Origin of the sequence: Brevibacterium sp. ZH18 (assembly GCF_022748595.1) — a bacterium.
Lineage (GTDB): Bacteria > Actinomycetota > Actinomycetes > Actinomycetales > Brevibacteriaceae > Brevibacterium.
Genome location: NZ_JALDSX010000039.1, coordinates 16,168 through 33,316, shown reverse-complemented (window position 1 = coordinate 33,316; position 17,149 = coordinate 16,168). Strand labels below are relative to the sequence as shown.

Here is a 17,149-nt window from a genome sequence, read left to right as displayed (position 1 = left end):
GTGGAAGGGGTCCATGACTTCGACAGCGTCGGGCAGTTCCTCAACTGAGGCTGTTTTGAAGCCGGAGAATCCGTCCATCGCGACGACGTCGATGCCATCACGCCAGTCTTTCGGTCGGGCTTTCAGCCATTGTTTGAAGACTTGTTTCGACCGTCCGGGCACCATGTCGAGCAACCGTGCCGGGCACCATGTCGAGCAACCGTGCCGGGCCTGTGGCCTGGCTGATCGGGGTGAGGTCGATGATGACGGTGACGTACTTGTCGCCACGTCGGGTGTGCCGCCATACGTGCTCGTCGACACCTATGACGCTGACCCCGTCGAAACGGGTCGGGTCGTTGATCAACAACCTGTGGCCTTCAGCGAGGATTGCGGAGTTCGCGGTGTGCCAGGACACGGCGAGTTTGCTTGCGATCACGGACACGGTGTCGTGGTCGATGACGAGAGCACGCAGCGCCCAGTCGAGGCCGGTTCGAGAGATCTTCGCTCGTGGTGGTGCCGCAGCAGTGGTGTCTTGGCGCCAGACGCGGCCGCACTCGACGCATTTGTAACGGCGGAGGCGAAGATGAAGCGTGGTCGGTCGGTGACCGAAGGGTTCGTGGGCCAGACGCCGGACGACGGTATCGCGAAAGATCCCGTGGCCACCGCACCGTCGGCACCAGTCATCGGCAGTGTTGGGCCGGCATTCCAGGATGGCTTTGCCTCCGGTGATGTGCTGGCCGATACAGGTCAGGTCGAGGGTGTTGAGTCGGCAGAATGTCGTGAGGTCAGGGGTCGAGAAAGTAGGCTTGGCCACGTCGAGGTCTTTCGGATGGACCGTGTAGGAACTTCCATCATCGGAAGACCTCGACGTCTATCCGGGCAGCGACTCGCCGTGTCCGGGCATCACCGGCCTGCACTTTCTTTTACGGAAGAGCCACCTAACCTGCCCGGAAAGCCACGGAAATCCAACCACCGGATGCGGTGATCGCCGCATCCCAGAAGAAGACACCATGTTGACCCATCTTTATGTCCGCCTCGTAGCGTTCGTCGCCGGTGTCGGCACTGCCGACCCGAAGCGCCGAGGCGACGGCCCCGTTCACAAGGAGGTGCCTGACCGCAGGGACGTTCCCGGTTGGGTGCTCATCACGCTCGTTAGTTTCCGCGCGCACACCTTCCCCTCCCCTCAGAGCCAACCGAATTAAGGAAGTTCGCGGAGCAAGGCCTCAACCACAGCCGGAATCAACAAGTGACTATCAAACTTCAGTACCGGGCAGTGCGTCGCAGGTTACAATTTGGACACCAAGATCAAGCCTTACTCGATACTTCATCGAAAGTTTTCGTTCTGCGGTTAATATCACGTTACCCACTCCGACGACCGGCTGCACTAGCGCATGCCACGCGGAGCTAACAGAACGGGAAATGCAATGAAGCATACTTCCAAGATCCTGGCGATTTGCCTCTCACTAGTCCTAGCTGCCGGCGCGGCATCGCCTGTAGCTGCCGAGGAGGAAGAGTCGGAGGTCGACAGTGTTGTCATGGCGCAGTACGAGGCTTGGGCACAGACGGTCGAGACGAACGCGTTGACACTTTCGGACGACTTCCTACAAACACAGGCAGCGAGTACCGCCGAGTACGTGGACACAACTGTTACGATTGGCGATCCAGTCGCCTCGAGGTCCGCCGAAGCCGCAGAAGAGGCGAACTCGCGGTACGTCAAGTGCACTGCACGTGTGGACAACCCTCACTATTCCAAAGGGGCAGGTGGCGCGATATACAAGTCCCGGTATAAGTGCGAATCGAAAGGAGTCAGCACGACCGTGAAGCTACGAGTCCGCGGTCTTCTTAGCCTGTACCCAGCTTCGAAGAACGGCGGGAAAGCCGGCAAAGCACAGAGCCGGGCAAAGAGCGACGCAAACATTACGGTCAAGGCAAACATCGGGTTCTCCAACCCTTACTACACGCCCAAGACTGGTTACAACGGTGGACGCGGCACCGGATACTGAAACGCCACCAGCACACTGATCATCAACAGTCATCCTTCACTCTCGGGAAAGCGAACAGGATCAAACTCAAAGACCGTCTGGAAGAAGATTTAGACTGCAATCTACCAAGCAAATCAAAGATCGACAGGCTAAACGAACTGCGAGGTCCCCATGGACGACGAAGTCTTTCACCTGATTGACGAGCGAGATATCGATCGTGAAGCCACTGCTGACACATTTCGCGTTTCGTTCTGGCATGGCGACGAAAACGATCCACAGGATCTCACTTCGGTCGCCGTATACGAAACTTCAGTTGCAACTCTCGACGAGGTCATCGCGTGGGCGAAGCGCGGGCAAATTCCTGAGCCTCGGCTAGTCGAAATATTCGCAGTAGTCGCTTCTGCAGAACAGAAAGACAGCATACAGATTGCGAGTTATGACCACCGCCCAGATCTGAAGCCGGGCGAAGTTCGTGACACCGGCTACTCTGAAGCGTCGATCTTCCTACACGGTTAACTGCTCGACAGCGAACAGGATGCATGAGTCAATTGCTCTCGGCGGTTCCGTCTTTTGCGGACGGGACCGCCGACTATTCCGCTCGTCGCTCCCACCACACATCATCCGACTGCAACCACGCTCCCAGCGTAGAGCACCGCCGGTCATGCAAACGCACGAACATCCCCATCGAACCCGAGGCGCTCGGGTGCGCCGTGATCTGGAATCACCGACCTACACTCTCGTTTACGAAGAGCCACATATAACCGTGCGGCAGGCGACGCAGCGTACGGGTCGGCGCTCTCGTGGCCTCTTGCCAGATCGGAACGTCACGCTGACCGCCACCGATCCCGTCGGCACCAGCACGGTCGGGGTTCTCCAACGTGACGATTCCAACCATGGCCTTACCCAGGCTATCCCTGGCTCGAAAGTGGCACGCTTCACGATCGCTGTCGGCTCAAAACCCGCGCCCTACTACGACGCAGACCTGGACGAGCTACCGCTCCCGTCTCGGGAACTGTGGGCTCAGTTCGACCCCAGCACCCGCTCCGAGAAGGAATGATTCCTACGATGGCTCGATTCGGAAACGATCAAACGAACATTGGTAGTCTTGACGTCCGCAAGGTCGGTACAAGCAGTCGAGTCGAAGCCTTCTTCGTCCCGACCGAACCACCACCCGAAAAATCGACTGCGCAACAACGTTTAGCCGGCGGTGTGAAGCTCATCGAGCTCGACACCGAGGCCGGCGTCCTGAAGATACACCCCATCTACACCATCCCGACTCACATCCGCTATCTCAGGCCAAAGTACGAGCAAGTGCATACAATCACCGTTGAAACTTCCTCGTTGCGACAATACCTCGGGGCACCTGACGTTGAGGCAATCCTTGAGACGCTATCACCCGGATTCGTGAAGGATTTCGCCTACGGCCTGGGGCTACTTAAAGACTGCAACCGACTCATCAGGCTGATCGAGGAAAACACTGCCTGCGATGAGATAATCTTCACCGACGGAAATAGCTCCACTGTCGATGGCACAACATTCAGGCTTGGCGTTGAGAGATTCTCAGCAATCTGGACAGAGATCACGAGAATCAACAGCCGAGGCAACCGAGCCTCTAGTCGGGTAAAAGACGTTTTCGTCAACAACAACCTCGCCAGTACGTTAGGTCTCCCCGCCACAGAATACTCACTCGGAAGACACCCTGACTCTCGTGTAATCGCAATGGCAGCTGATGGTGTCGACAAACTGAGCAATATTGAACGCGACGCTCTGGTCAAGGTGATTGCATCTGAGTCGGCAGTGATCGCAGAAAGCACGCCCCAGAAGTTCCAGCAGCTCAAGCGTGATATTGAGCTTGTCAACCTTGACCGTCTTATCGACGTGTACTCGGATTCCTTGAATCGTGACGAGACGGAACCCTATTGGCAGAGATTCTTCGACGATAACGCATTCGCATTACAGCAAGTCTTCGGCGCCCCGATGGTCAGTGTTCAGTCCGAAGCAAGGGTAGGCGGCCGCGGCCTAGCAGGGAATGGCGACAAAATTGCTGACTACTTGTTCAAGAACTCGCTCACGAACAACGTCGCTCTTGTCGAGATTAAGCGGCCAACGACACAAATAATCGACAACCGTGAGTTCCGGGGAGGTGTGTTTGGCCCATCGACAGAACTCAACCGTGCGGTTACACAAGTGCTCGACCAGGCCTACAGCTTGACGAAGAACCTCACGGGCCTGAAAGAAAGTTCGCGTCAATGGGATCTAGAATCCTATGCGATCTCTTGCTTCGTCGTTGCTGGACGCACCCCCTCGTCAAGTGAGCCCCAACGACAGAAATCATTCGAACTATACCGCGCTAACTCCCGCAACGTAACGATCGTGACCTACGACGAGATCCTCGAACACCTCCAACTCTTGCGCAACTTCTTCGCACCGACAACGCCGTCGACCAAGGAGATCTGACCGAGATGCCACGGCCGCCCGCATGGAGACACACTCTGGATGAGGCCCGGCGACAGGCTCTCGTTGCGATCGACTTCTACAACCGACCCGGTGATCGGCGAAGTTTCAGCGACTTCATCGTCCACATCCACCTCGCCTGGCAGAATCTACTTCACGCCGACCGCATGCGCCGCAAAGTCGAGATTTTCTATCGCGAGTCGGGTGGTCGACGCCTCTTCAAACGTAACCCAGATGGCTCGAAGAAGACATGGGATTTAAGCCAGTGCCTGAAGCACGAGTTTAAGGACAGCGACCCGATCAAAGTGAACGTTGAGTTCTTCGTCGGACTGCGGAACCACGTCGAGCACCGCTTCCAAGATGCTGTATTGGTGGCGACTGCGGCCGAAGCGCACGCATGCATCATCAATTTTGAGGCTGAGCTAGTGCGGAGGTTCGGTGCCGGCGAAACGTTGGGCTCAGAACTGAAGTTTCCCGTATTCGTACAGTCTCTCAGTCCATCGAGATATGAGGAGCAGCGCAATCTCCGGCGTGGGCTGCCCAATACTGTTTCGAATTTCATTGCTGAGTTCCAAGTAGGTTTGCCAGAGGATGTCCGACGCGATGAGCGATTTGCTTACCGACTCCTGTTACTTCCAATGAAGGGGCCGAAGACGGAGGCGGACCTTGCGCTCAACTTCGTTCGCCAGGACGAGCTGAGCGAGGAAGAGCTTCGGGCACTGCTCGGGAAAGATGGAAGTGTGATTGTAGCGGAGAAGTACCGCGAAGCGATCCACGGTAACGAAATGCTCCCCAAAGCGGCTGCGGCGGCCGTGGAGAGGCGTATCGCATTCAAGTTTAGTGTCCATGACTTCACGGTTGTTCGAAAATCCTGGCAGATTGGCCCAGCGAAGAGCGGAGACAAAGAACAGTTGCCGAAGTCGGATAGCTTCTGCCTCTACTCGCCTGCCTTCAAGCAGTTTGTCTACCGGCCGAAACTCGTGGAGCGGATGGCCGAAGCCTTAGATACCCCCGAGAAGTACCAGGCGTTGTTGCACCATCCACCTATAGGGAAAAAGCCGATGTAGGTGCAAAGAATGGAAGTTAACTCCACGGACGGAGGCCAGGGAGCAGTGTCTCGAAACTTGACCGTCTCAAAACCCATCTCATATGAGACGGCCTGTGGCTGGAGCTCAAACACGTAGTCAATGAGATTCGCCCCGCCACTGAGTGTTGTCATAAGACCGCCACTTATCGTTGAAGCTCACAGCGCGAACCCGAGCAGCCCCACGGTCCCCAGACCGCCGTCGAGGGACACGACCCCGATGACTGCGGCGCAGCCGATCGTGCCAGCTCCCACGAGGACACTGGTGAGCATGTGGAGCGCAGCGGTGCCGTAGGCCTCGGGTTGGAGCAGGGAGCGCAGGTCGAACTTCAGCCCGATGGTGAAGAGGAGAAGGACCACACCGATGTCGGAGACCTGTTCGAGGCCGTCGAAGGCTGAGAAGCCGAGGAGGTGGAGGAGGAAGCCGGCACCGAGGAAGCCCACCAGGGCTGGAATCCGAAGCTCATGAGCGACCAGTCCGAGCGCAAGGGCAACCGCGATGGTGACGATGATCTCCTGCACGGCGGTCCTCCTTCGCACTCGCGGTGCGCACAGCCGACAGCGGCTGCCTCACTCGTTCGTCCTGATACCAAACTACAGTGTCAGTCGGCATCGGAGTAGTGACCGGTCAGGGGCGCAGAAGTCGGCGCAGACTCTCGAGACGCTCACCCAATGTGCGTTCGAGCCCGTTGGCGGTCGGCTCGTAGTAACGTTTGCCGGACAAGGTCTCGGGCAGGTAGTCCTGTGCTGCGACACCGTGCGGATGGTCGTGGGAATACTTATACCCCTGGCCGTGTCCGAGCTCTTTGGCACCAGGGTAGTGGGCATCGCGAAGATGCATCGGCACATGACCGGCCAGGCCGTTCTTGACATCGGCGATCGCGGCGTCCAAGGCGAGGTAGGACCGGTTGGACTTCGGTGCCAGTGCCAGGTAGGTGACCGCCTCGGCGAGGGGTATCCGGCCTTCGGGCATGCCGATGTTCTGGACCGCCGTAGATGCGGCGACGGCGATCGGCAGGGCTTGGGGATCGGCCATGCCGATGTCCTCGGCCGCTGAGATGACGACGCGCCGGGCGATGAATCGCGGGTCCTCCCCTGCAACGATCATCCGGGCCAGGTAGTGGAGTGCGGCGTCGACGTCAGAGCCGCGGATGGACTTGATGAATGCGGAGACCACGTCGTAGTGCTGGTCGCCGTTCTTGTCGTAGCGCAGAACGGTCTCGGAGCTCGCCTCCGCGCAGGCAGCCTCGGTGATGAGGATCGGGCGACTGTCTGAATCGTCAGCCGCCGACTCTCCACCGTCGTTCGAATCACCCGCGGCCTCATCGGACTCCTCCGCCTCGGGCTCCAAGGTTGCTGCAGAAGCACTGTCAGCCGACTCCTCATCGGACTCCTCCGCAGCCGCGGCTGTCCTGTCAGTCCCGTCTGCCCCGTCAGTCCCAGCCGACTCAGCGAATTCGGCTTGGGCGGCGGCGATTCCCGCAGCTGCTTCGAGAATGGTCAGCGAGCGGCGAGCATCGGCCCCGGCGATGCGGACGATGAAGTCCTTAGCATCGGGCGCCAGTTCGAACTGACCGGCCAGGCCGCGTTCACTGGTGACAGCACGATCAAGCAGCTTCGCGACTGCTGCGTCGTCGAGGGGGCGCAGCGTCAGCAGCAGTGACCGCGACAGCAGCGGGGAGATCACGGAGAACGACGGGTTCTCGGTCGTCGCGGCCACGAGCACGACGAGCCGGTTCTCCACAGCCGGCAGCAGAGCGTCCTGCTGCGCTTTCGAGAACCGGTGGATCTCGTCGAGGAACAGCACAGTCGTGCGCTGATACATGTCGCGCTCGCGCCTGGCGTTCTCGATCACCTGTCGCACGTCTTTGACGCCGGCTGTGATCGCGGACATCTCGACGAAGGTGCGGCCCGGTGCGTGGGAGATGACATGGGCCAGAGTCGTCTTGCCGACTCCGGGAGGACCCCACAGGATCACCGAGGAGGCTCCAGCCCGGTCTCCCCCGCTGGCTTCGACGAGTTGGACGAGGGGAGAACCGGGGAACGTCAGATGTTCTTGACCGACCACCTCGGTGATGGTGCGCGGACGCATCCGCACAGCGAGCGGATCGAGTGCCCGCTCGGGTGAAGAACCGCCGACGCCCGGACCAGGAGAACCCTGGTCCGGGCTGTCGGAGGAGAAGAGGTCAGGACCGTCGGTCATCAGGCCTCAGCGTCGTCGTCTTCCGGTTCGAAGTCCACGCCGGCCTCGGCACGCTGTGCATCGGTGATCGGTGCGGGAGCCTGGGTCAGCGGATCGTATCCGGCACCCGTCTTCGGGAACGCGATGACTTCGCGGATCGAATCGACACCGGCGAGCAGGGACACGATGCGGTCCCAGCCGAAGGCGATGCCTCCGTGCGGGGGTGCGCCGAACTTGAACGCTTCGAGGAGGAAGCCGAACTTCTCCTGTGCGTCTTCCTCGGAGATGCCCATGATGCGGAATACGCGTTCCTGGACGTCCTTGCGGTGGATGCGGATCGAGCCGCCGCCGATCTCATTGCCGTTGCAGACGATGTCGTAGGCGTAGGCCAGGGCAGCGCCGGGATCGGATTCCAGGGTGTCGAGGAACTCGGGCTTCGGAGCGGTGAAGGCGTGGTGGACGGCTGTCCACTTGCCCTCGCCGACGGCGACGTCGCCTGCTGCCTGAGCGGCTGCAGCCGATTCGAAGAGCGGTGCGTCGACAACCCACACGAAGGCCCAGTCGCCATCCTTGATCAGACCGGTGCGCTCAGCGATCTCGTTGCGGGCGGCACCGAGGAGGGCACGCGAACTCGAAGGATCACCGGCGGCGAAGAAGATCGCGTCGCCGGGGTTGGCTCCTGCGGCTTCGACGAGTCCGGCCTTCTCCTCATCGGAGATGTTCTTGGCCACGGGTCCGGTCAGGGTGCCGTCTTCGGCCACGAGCACATAGGCCAGGCCTTTGGCGCCGCGCTGCTTGGCCCAGTCCTGCCAGGCGTCGAGCTGACGACGGGGCAGAGAACCGCCACCGGGGTAGACGACCGAGCCGACATAGTCGGACTGGAAGACCCGGAACGGGGTGTCCTGGAAGAATTCGGTGAGGTTGTGCAGTTCGAGCTCGAAGCGAAGGTCGGGCTTGTCGCTGCCGTAGCGCTCCATCGCCTCGGCGTAGGTGATGTGCGGGATTGGTGTGGTGATCTCGTGTCCGATGAGCTTCCACAGAGCCACGAGGATCTTCTCGGCAAGCTCGATGATGTCTTCCTGCTCAACGAAGGAGGCTTCGATGTCGAGCTGGGTGAACTCGGGCTGACGGTCCGCGCGGAAGTCCTCGTCACGGTAGCAGCGTGCCAGCTGGTAGTAGCGTTCCATGCCGGCTACCTGCAGAAGCTGCTTGAACAGCTGCGGTGACTGCGGCAGGGCGTACCAGGAACCCGGCTGCAGGCGTGCCGGGACGAGGAAGTCGCGGGCACCTTCAGGGGTGGACCGGGTCAGGGTCGGGGTCTCAATCTCGAGGAACTCCTGCTCGTCGAGAACCGTGCGGGCAGCCTTGTTCGCGGCCGAGCGCAGACGCATGATCTTGGCCGGTCCGGAGCGACGCAGGTCGAGGTAGCGGTAGCGCAGGCGGGTCTCCTCGCCCACAGTGCCGGCGTCCTCAGCGTGGTCGGAGACCTGGAACGGCAGCGCCTCGGCAGGGCTGAGGATCTCGACGGCGGTATCGACGATTTCGATGTCGCCGGTGGGCAGGTTGGGGTTCGTGTTGCCCTCGGGACGTGGGGAGACGGTACCGGTGACCTTGACCACAGTTTCATTGCGCAGCGAATGCGCGTCGTCCTCCCGGACCACGACCTGGACGATTCCCGAAGCATCACGCAGATCGATGAAGGCGACACCTCCGTGATCGCGACGACGGTCGACCCACCCGGTGAGGGTGACGGTTTGTCCTGCATGTGAGGCTCGCAGGCTTCCGGTTTCGTGGCTTCGCAGCACCTAGGGCTCCTTTACGATGTTTATGTGGCAGCGCGTGAACAATGATAGTCGCTCGCTGCGTGTTTGCTGGCACGGCCTCCGGGCCGCCAGATGATCGGCCAGAGGAAGAGGATGGTATGAGCGCTGACGACCACACCGTGGAATCCATGTCGAACCCGATTGCGGGTTCGACCTCGGATCCGGCTGTCGACTCAGGGACGGATCTGGCTGCTGACTCTGCGTCCGATCCCACCTCGGCTCAGGTCGAGGTCGCGGCCGAGACGTTTCGCATGCTCGCCTCGAGCACCCGTCTCCGTCTGGTCTGGACGCTGGTCAATCAGGAGCTCGATGTCTCATCACTCGCCGAGGCGATCGGGGCCGCCGTACCCACCGTCAGTCAGCATCTGGCTAAGATGCGCTTGGCCGGGCTGATCTCGTCCCGTCGGGACGGGCGCCGGATCTTCTACACCGTCGACGACCCGCACGTGGTGTCGATGGTGCGTGAGATCTTCGACCACATCGCCCCCGACGGATCTCTGGCGCCAGATCCCCCGATCGACCGCCCCTGACCGTCGGTGACAGTCAGAGGCTGTCTGTACGACTGTCAGTAACCGTCAGCGACCGTCAGAGGCTGTCAGCGCCTGTCAGTCTGTGGGTTCCGTGACGCTCAGTCTGTGGGTTCTGTGACGTCGGTCGTGGTCACGTCACGGAACACCCTCGGCGACCGATCCGCCTCGGCGGGCTCCCAGGTCTGGGGGTCGGCCGAGGTCTGCTCACCGGAGCGGATGTCCTTGACTTCGTGACCACTCTCACCATCGGTGAACCAGACGAATGGGATCTCCCGGCGCTCGGCGTAGCGGATCTGCTTCCCGAACTTCGCAGCACTGGGTGAGACCTCGCAGGCGATGTCACGGACACGTAGGGCGGCGGCCACAGAGTCCGCCTCGGCGCGCTTGGCCTCATCGGTCACGGCCACGACGACGGCCGAGGGTGTCCCCCGCGTCGCACGGATGCCGCTGGCAGGGTCGAGGATGAAGGCCATCAGGCGTGAGACGCCGATGGACATTCCCACGCCCGGGTAGTTCTTCTTGCCCACTCGCACGAGCGAGTCGTAGCGCCCGCCCGAGGCCACGGAGCCCAATTCCTCGTGTCCGAGCAGCTGGGTCTCGTAGACGGCTCCCGTGTAGTAGTCGAGTCCGCGCGCAATCTTGAGCTGGGCGACCACGACTCCAGGGGCACGGTCGTGGGCCGCGCGGAGCAGGGTTGTCAGCGATTCGAGACCCTCGTCGAGCAGAGGGTGCTCGACGCCGAGGGCACGCACCTCGTCGGCAAAGTTCGGGGAGTCCGATTCGATCGCGGCCAGGGCCAGGCACAGACGCTGTTGCTCGTCATCCGCGCCGGCTTCGGAGGCCAGCAGCTTGGCGACCTCGTCGGGGCCGATCTTGTCGTATTTGTCGAGGCAGCGCAGGACGGCCTGGATGTTCTCGAGGCCGATGCCCCGAGCGAATCCTTCGAGCAGGCGACGGTCGTTGACCACGATCCTGATGCCGGGGACGCCCAGTGGGGCCAGACGGCTGAAGGCGTCAGCGACGGCGAGAGGGATCTCGACTTCGAAGTGTCCCGGCAGCTCGGTGTCGGCGATGACGTCGATGTCGGCCTGGATGAATTCGCGGTAGCGGCCCTGCTGTGGGCGTTCGCCGCGCCAAACGGGTTGGACGCGGGCGGCCTTGAACGGGAAGCTCAGCTCGTTCGCGTTGTCGGCGATGAAGCGGGACAGCGGCACGGTCAGGTCGAAGTGGAGTCCGAGCGGATTGCGTTCGGTGCCCTCTGAGTGGAGACGGCTCACGGCGAAGATCTCTTTGTCGATCTCACCGTCCTTGGCCAACTGGCTGATCGGTTCGACAGCGCGGTGGCTGAGAGCGGAGAAACCGTGCAGGGCGAAGGTGTGCTCGAGGATCTCGATGACCTTCTTCTCGATCACGCGTTCGGCCGGAAGCCGTTCGGGGAATCCGGACAGACGGGCTGACTTCGCCATTGTTCTCCTTGGTGTTGGTCGTATCTGGTGGTGCAGGTTGTAAGTACTTGTGGTGCGTGCGCGGGTGGTGCGTGTGCGGTTCTGCGTGTGCGTGCGGTGCTTACCCGACCCAGCGCAAAGCCAACGTCACGCGCGCATGGTCGGGCCCGTCCGAACTCTAGAAGAACGGGTTCGTGGCGAGTTCGTGGCCGACCCGCGATCCGGGGCCGTGTCCAGGATAGATGGGAACGTCGGGCAGGGTCCGGAATTCGCGCAGTGATTCGGCCATCGCGGAGGCATCACCGCCGGGCAGATCGACTCGGCCAATGGCACCTGCGAAGACGACGTCGCCGGTGAAGATGATCTCCTCCCCGTCGGCGCGAACGCGCAGCAGCGTCGATCCTTCGGTATGGCCGGGGGCGGCCACGGCGGTGATCGTCAGTCCTGCGACCTCAATGGTCTGACCGTCGCCGAGGTGGTTGACCTCGGGCGCCGTCCAGTCCTGGACCAGCGGGGCGAGCATCTGAGCGAACTGCGGGCTCAAGGTTTCGGCCGGCTTCGCCAGCCGGTAATGATCGGGACCGCCGAGGTGGACGGGGATGTTCCAGCGCGCGAGGACGTTGGTCAGACCGAGGATGTGATCGGGGTGTCCGTGAGTGAGGAAGACCGCTCTGGGTTCGAGTTCTTCCTCCGCGACGATTTCGGCAAGGCCGGGTGCGCAGTCGAATCCGGAGTCGATGAAGATGCAGCCATCTTCCCCTTCAGCGCGAACGGCGTAGCAGTTGACATCAAGGAATTCGGCACGGGTCGCAAATACATCCATAGGTAAAGTCTATCCAGAGCCTCAGCCTTCGTTATGCTGGGATAACGTCTATCAAGAAATCGAGTGATCGGCAGGTCAATTCCCTGCCGGTTCGACCGATGGAAACAAGGTGAGAATCATGTCGACCCCGACGCCGAAGCCGGTCCCCCGTCCCTCCTCCCTCCCGCGCCCACAGGCACCTCAGGTCGTGGCCGGAACGAGTGTGGATCATGACGCGGAAGTCGCGCGGGCAGTGACTCACGGACGCGCCGACGATGAGGGCAATGTGTTCGTCATCACTGCCGATGGTGAACGGTCAGTCGGTCAGTATCCTGATGCAGGTGCCCAGGAGGCATTGGAGTACTTCGCGAAGAAGTACGTCGAGCTCGTCGAGAATGCTGCTCACCTCCGCAATCGCCTGTCCGCCGGGGCCCCGGGTCGTGAAGTCGCATCCGCAGCGAAGACACTGCAGGAGTCTGTGCCCGAGGCCAATGTCGTCGGTGATCTCAAGGGACTGTCCGCGACACTCGACACACTCATCTCGGATGCTGAAGCCACGGAGTCGAAGCAGGCCGCGCGGGCAGAAGCTGCGAAGCTCGAAGCTGCGCAGGCTCGGGAGGAGATCGTAGCCGAGGCCGAAACGTTGGCCAAGCGTGATCCCTCGAAGATCCAGTGGAAACAGTCGGGTGCCCGTCTGCGGGAACTCTTCGGACAGTGGAAGGACCAGCAGCGCAGCGGTCCTCGTCTTCCACGTTCGGTCGATCAGGAGCTGTGGTCGAGGTTCGCCGAGGCGCGGAACACGTTCGAGCACAAGCGCAAGGAGTACTTCGCCGAACTCGACAAGGTCAACTCCGAAGGTAAACGGATCAAAGAGAAGATCGTCGCAGAGGCGGAGTCGCTGTCCGCCTCGACTGATTTCCGCACAGTATCCCAGAAGTACAAAGACCTGATGACCCAGTGGAAGCGTGCGCCGAGGGCTTCGCGTAAGGACGACGATGCGCTGTGGGCTCGATTCCGTGCCGCTCAGGATGTGTTCTTCTCCGCGCGCGATGCTGAGAACGCCGCGATCGACGAGGAGTACAAAGGCAATCTCGAGGCCAAGGAAGCTCTGCTGACCAAGGCACAGGCACTGCTCCCGATCACTGATCCGGTAGCTGTCAAGAAAGAGCTGCGCATCATTCAGGAGGAATGGGAGGACGCAGGGAAGGTCCCCCGTGCTGATGTGTCCCGGATGGAAGGCGGGCTCCGCGACGTCGAGCGCGCCCTGTCCGAGGCTGAGGACGCTGCCTGGAAGCGCAGCAACCCGGAGACCAAGGCACGAACCTCGGGCGCGCTCAGCCAGCTCGACGATTCGATCGCTGAACTCGAGGCGAAACTTGAAAAGGCCAAGGCAGGCGGCAATGAGAAGGCCGTGTCCGAGGCGCAGGCTGCTCTCGATGCGCGCCGTGCGTGGCGCGACCAGCTGGCCCAGACCGCTGCCGAATTGGACTGACGACTCACTTCACGGCTGAGCTTGCGGGTACCCAGTTGAGCTTTTGGGTACCCGTTGGTCTTACCGGTTTCGTCCGCGGTGCCGTCTGCCGTGGCAGCCGCACCTTCACCCGGTTCGTTGTGCCACCGTGGCCAACCGCCTCACCCAGTTCGTTGTGCCACCCTCGCCAACTGCCTCAGCTGGGACGCTTCTGCCGGACGGCGACGCCCACAGGCTGACAAGCATGCATCCGGGCCTGTCCACAAGGCGGCGCACATGAGTCCGAACTTGTCCACAGGTTGAGTTCTCACCCTTGATCATGCCTCCATACAGCGCGATAGTGACTGTATGGAGGCGCTGTTTCATCTGCGGGACTACGGATACGAGCATCTGACCGAGCTCACACTCGATGGGATGCTGACCCGACTGACCGAATCCACGTGGGTCCGCAAGGGTGCGGTGCTCAGTGCCGAGGACCGAATGGCAGCGTTGAGTGCGCAGATTCCTCCTCGTCTCGTGCTCTCCCATGACATCGCGTGGTGGGTGCACAGCGGGTTGGGGCGTGCACCGTCGACGCTGACATTCATCACGTATCCCCGGCGACGATTCGTCGACGGCGGTGACCACATCGTCCACGAGCTGACGATCGCACGGAACGAATGGCAGCTCATCAACGATCAGCCGATCACGACAGAGGATCGCACTCTCTACGACCTGCTGCTGCCACACATCCGCATGCCCGAGGAAGGCTCACCACAGATCATCAGGGGGCTCGTCGAGGAGCTGTCGACCAGCGCCAGACTGAGTTTCCGCGCCTACCTCGAGGAGATCTCCCGCAGACCGTATGTCGCACATATACGTGAGGTCTTCGCCCAGGTCTGTGCAACCTCCGACACGAGCAACAGAGCGCGTCGTCGCTGAATCCGGCGAGAGCGGCACCTGTCGAAATCCACCCACCAGATGTCGGGGCCTCACCGGTGGGAGGAGACCCACAGCTGCGTTCGCCGAAAAGCCAGTGTCTTTGCACGAACTCAGCCTCAGGTTGCACTGTGCTCGGCCACCGTCTGTGCGTGAAGTCAGCCGCCAGCGATGCCCAAAGTCAGCCGCCAGCGATGCGGTAGACGTCGAAGACGCCTTCGACTTTCCGCACAGCGGAGAGGACGGTGTCCAGATGGCTCGCATCGCTCATCTCGAATACGAACTTCGACTGCGCAACGCGAGCCTTCGAGGTCGCGACTGAGGCAGACAGAATGTTGACGTGGGTCTCGGTGAGGACTTTAGTGATGTCCGAGAGCAGACCGGAACGATCGAGTGCTTCGACCTGGATCTGCACGAGGTATATGCCACTGGTCTTCTCACCCCAGGAGACTTCAACCATTCGTTCGGGCTCACGCTCGAGTGATCCCACATTGGGGCAGTCCACCCGGTGCACCGAAACCCCAGATCCTCTTGTGACGAATCCCAGTATTTCGTCGCCCGGTACGGGCGTGCAGCACCGCGCGAGCTTGACGAGGACGTCGTCGACACCTTTGACGGTCACTCCCCCGGCCGACGAATGATGACCTGAGGACTGACCTGTGCGGTTGCGCGGTGACGGAGGCAGCACTGTCTCTTCGTCATCGTCATCGACCTCTTTGGCCAGCAGATCGACGACGTGTGCCGCTGAGCTCACCCCGTTGCCGATCGCCGCATAGAGCGCGGAGACGTCGGGCAGTCGCAGTTCGGTGGCGACGACGTGAAGTGCCTCCTGGCTCATCAGCGCCGAAGCCGAGAGTGAGTGGCGGCGCATCGCACGAGCCAGCTGCTCGCGACCGTTCTCGATCGCCTCTTCCCGTCGTTCCTTTGAGAACCACTGGCGGATCTTGCTACGCGCACGCGGACTCTTGACGAAACCCAGCCAGTCGCGACTCGGACCGGCGTTTTCATCCTTGGAGGTGAATACCTCGACGGAGTCGCCGTTCTTCAACTCCGTGTCCAGGGCGACCAGACGACCGTTCACACGGGCCCCCATGGTCTTGTGTCCAACCTCGGTGTGGACTGCATAGGAGAAGTCAACAGGAGTTGCACCGGCAGGCAGACTCATCACATCACCCTTGGGCGTGAAGACGTAGACCTCCTTCGAATTCACCTCGTAACGCAGATTGTCGAGGAACTCGTCGGGGTCGCTGACTTCGCGCTGCCAGTCAAGGAGTTGCCGCAGCCAGGCCGCGTCGTCGACCTCACCGTCGTCGGAGACCTTCACCGAACGCGCATTGTTCGAAGTGACCGACTTCGAAGGATTGCCGTGATCTTTGTACTTCCAGTGAGCGGCCACGCCGAACTCCGCCCGACGATCCATCTCGTGCGTTCGGATCTGGATTTCGACAGGCTTGCCGTTCGGGCCGATCACAGTCGTGTGCAGACTCTGGTACATGTTGTACTTCGGCATCGCGATGTAATCCTTGAAACGCCCGGGCACCGGGTTCCACCGGGCATGGACGATGCCGAGCGTGGCATAGCATTCGCGCACGGTCTCGACCAGGACACGGACGCCCACAAGATCGTAGATGTCGGCGAACTCGTGTCCGCGCACGACCATCTTCTGATAGATCGAGTAGTAGTGCTTCGGGCGGCCAGTGATCGCGGCCTCGATATTGGACTCGACGAGCTCCGACTGGAGTTCGTTCGACACCGTGGCCAGATAGTTCTCACGTTCGGGTGCCCGATCAGCGACGAGACGCACGACTTCGTCATAGACCTTGGGATGGAGCACTTGGAACGACAGGTCCTCAAGCTCCCATTTGATCGTGTTCATGCCCAGGCGGTGTGCCAGTGGCGCATAGATCTCGAGGGTCTCTCGAGCCTTCTTCGTGCTCGAGGAGGCAGGAACGAACCGCCAGGTGCGAGCGTTGTGGAGCCTGTCAGCGAGTTTGATGACGAGGACGCGGATGTCCTTGGCCATCGCCACGATCATCTTCCGGACGGTCTCCGACTGTGCGGCCTGGCCGTAGGTGAGTTTGTCGAGCTTCGTGACACCGTCGACCATTGCGGCGACTTCGGGACCGAATTCTTCAGTCAGCTGCTTGAGGGAGTAGGCAGTGTCCTCGACTGTGTCGTGGAGTAGAGCTGCGGCGAGCGTCACCGGCAGCATGCCGATCTCAGCGAGGATCGTGGCAACGGCGACCGGGTGGGTGATGTAGTCATCACCGGACTTCCGAGTCTGACCGCGATGTGCTTCTTCAGCGGTTTTGTATGCCCGCACCACGAGGTCGATATCTGACTTCGGATGGTTGGACTGCAAGGCCCTGATCATCGGGCCGAGCACACGGGGGTAGCCAGGGTTGCTCTGAGCCCTGGCCGCCCACCATGCTAAACGAGAGATGCCTCGCGGACGACGCGAATCGGCGGAAGAAGCCAT

Annotated in this window: 14 protein-coding genes and 1 pseudogene; 7 read left to right on the top strand and 8 right to left on the bottom strand. The window is 61.2% G+C overall.

The window, feature by feature from the left end; all coding sequences use genetic code 11:
- Both MPN20_RS13155 and MPN20_RS13150 read right to left on the bottom strand, forming a co-directional pair.
- Positions 1 to 793: pseudogene (locus MPN20_RS13155) on the bottom strand (ISL3 family transposase); the annotation flags it as partial.
- Between the two features lie 124 nt (positions 794 to 917).
- Positions 918 to 1,079: a hypothetical protein gene (locus MPN20_RS13150; protein ID WP_242782855.1), complete on the bottom strand. Its 162-nt coding sequence runs from the start codon at positions 1,077 to 1,079 to the stop codon at positions 918 to 920.
- Between the two features lie 324 nt (positions 1,080 to 1,403).
- On the opposite strand from MPN20_RS13150, the gene MPN20_RS13145 reads away from it, so the two are divergent.
- The 4 genes from MPN20_RS13145 (at position 1,404) to MPN20_RS13130 (ending at position 5,482) form a co-directional block, all read left to right on the top strand.
- Positions 1,404 to 1,982, top strand: coding sequence for a hypothetical protein (locus tag MPN20_RS13145; RefSeq protein ID WP_242782854.1), 579 nt, complete (start codon positions 1,404 to 1,406; stop codon positions 1,980 to 1,982).
- A gap of 150 nt (positions 1,983 to 2,132) precedes the next feature.
- A complete protein-coding gene (locus MPN20_RS13140) occupies positions 2,133 to 2,477 on the top strand; it encodes a hypothetical protein (protein WP_009885521.1) in 345 nt (114 codons plus the stop codon).
- 549 nt (positions 2,478 to 3,026) lie between these two features.
- The gene (locus MPN20_RS13135) at positions 3,027 to 4,418 is read left to right on the top strand and encodes a Shedu immune nuclease family protein (protein WP_242782853.1); all 1,392 of its coding nucleotides are present in this window, start codon (positions 3,027 to 3,029) and stop codon (positions 4,416 to 4,418) included.
- A 5-nt stretch (positions 4,419 to 4,423) separates the two neighbouring features.
- Positions 4,424 to 5,482: a DUF3644 domain-containing protein gene (locus MPN20_RS13130; protein ID WP_242782852.1), complete on the top strand. Its 1,059-nt coding sequence runs from the start codon at positions 4,424 to 4,426 to the stop codon at positions 5,480 to 5,482.
- 176 nt (positions 5,483 to 5,658) lie between these two features.
- Here MPN20_RS13130 and MPN20_RS13125 read toward each other — a convergent pair whose 3' ends face one another.
- The 3 genes from MPN20_RS13125 to aspS form a co-directional block, all read right to left on the bottom strand.
- A complete protein-coding gene (locus tag MPN20_RS13125) occupies positions 5,659 to 6,021 on the bottom strand; it encodes a cation:proton antiporter (protein WP_242782851.1) in 363 nt (120 codons plus the stop codon).
- A 106-nt stretch (positions 6,022 to 6,127) separates the two neighbouring features.
- The gene (locus MPN20_RS13120) at positions 6,128 to 7,702 is read right to left on the bottom strand and encodes a replication-associated recombination protein A (protein ID WP_242782849.1); all 1,575 of its coding nucleotides are present in this window, start codon (positions 7,700 to 7,702) and stop codon (positions 6,128 to 6,130) included.
- The gene (gene aspS / locus MPN20_RS13115) at positions 7,702 to 9,486 is read right to left on the bottom strand and encodes an aspartate--tRNA ligase (RefSeq protein WP_242782847.1); all 1,785 of its coding nucleotides are present in this window, start codon (positions 9,484 to 9,486) and stop codon (positions 7,702 to 7,704) included. Before aspS ends, MPN20_RS13120 begins: the two co-directional genes overlap by 1 nt.
- A 116-nt stretch (positions 9,487 to 9,602) precedes the next feature.
- Between aspS and MPN20_RS13110 the strand changes: the two genes are divergently transcribed.
- Entirely contained in the window at positions 9,603 to 10,034 is a 432-nt protein-coding gene (locus MPN20_RS13110) for a metalloregulator ArsR/SmtB family transcription factor (RefSeq protein ID WP_242782845.1), read from the top strand.
- 98 nt (positions 10,035 to 10,132) lie between these two features.
- Here the strand turns inward: MPN20_RS13110 and hisS are convergent, their stop codons facing one another.
- Both hisS and MPN20_RS13100 read right to left on the bottom strand, forming a co-directional pair.
- Complete coding sequence (gene hisS / locus MPN20_RS13105; protein ID WP_242782843.1) at positions 10,133 to 11,500, bottom strand: histidine--tRNA ligase; 1,368 nt, start codon at positions 11,498 to 11,500, stop codon at positions 10,133 to 10,135.
- A 157-nt stretch (positions 11,501 to 11,657) separates the two neighbouring features.
- Positions 11,658 to 12,302 (bottom strand): MBL fold metallo-hydrolase, encoded by a 645-nt coding sequence (locus MPN20_RS13100; protein WP_242782841.1) that lies wholly within the window; start codon positions 12,300 to 12,302, stop codon positions 11,658 to 11,660.
- A gap of 118 nt (positions 12,303 to 12,420) precedes the next feature.
- Here MPN20_RS13100 and MPN20_RS13095 point away from each other — a divergent pair, with 118 nt between their 5' ends.
- On the top strand, positions 12,421 to 13,773 hold the full coding sequence (locus MPN20_RS13095) for a DUF349 domain-containing protein (RefSeq protein WP_242782839.1): 1,353 nt from the start codon (positions 12,421 to 12,423) through the stop codon (positions 13,771 to 13,773).
- A gap of 327 nt (positions 13,774 to 14,100) precedes the next feature.
- Entirely contained in the window at positions 14,101 to 14,673 is a 573-nt protein-coding gene (locus MPN20_RS13090) for a hypothetical protein (protein ID WP_242782837.1), read from the top strand.
- Between the two features lie 178 nt (positions 14,674 to 14,851).
- Here the strand turns inward: MPN20_RS13090 and MPN20_RS13085 are convergent, their stop codons facing one another.
- Complete coding sequence (locus tag MPN20_RS13085) at positions 14,852 to 17,149, bottom strand: bifunctional (p)ppGpp synthetase/guanosine-3',5'-bis(diphosphate) 3'-pyrophosphohydrolase (RefSeq protein ID WP_242782835.1); 2,298 nt, start codon at positions 17,147 to 17,149, stop codon at positions 14,852 to 14,854.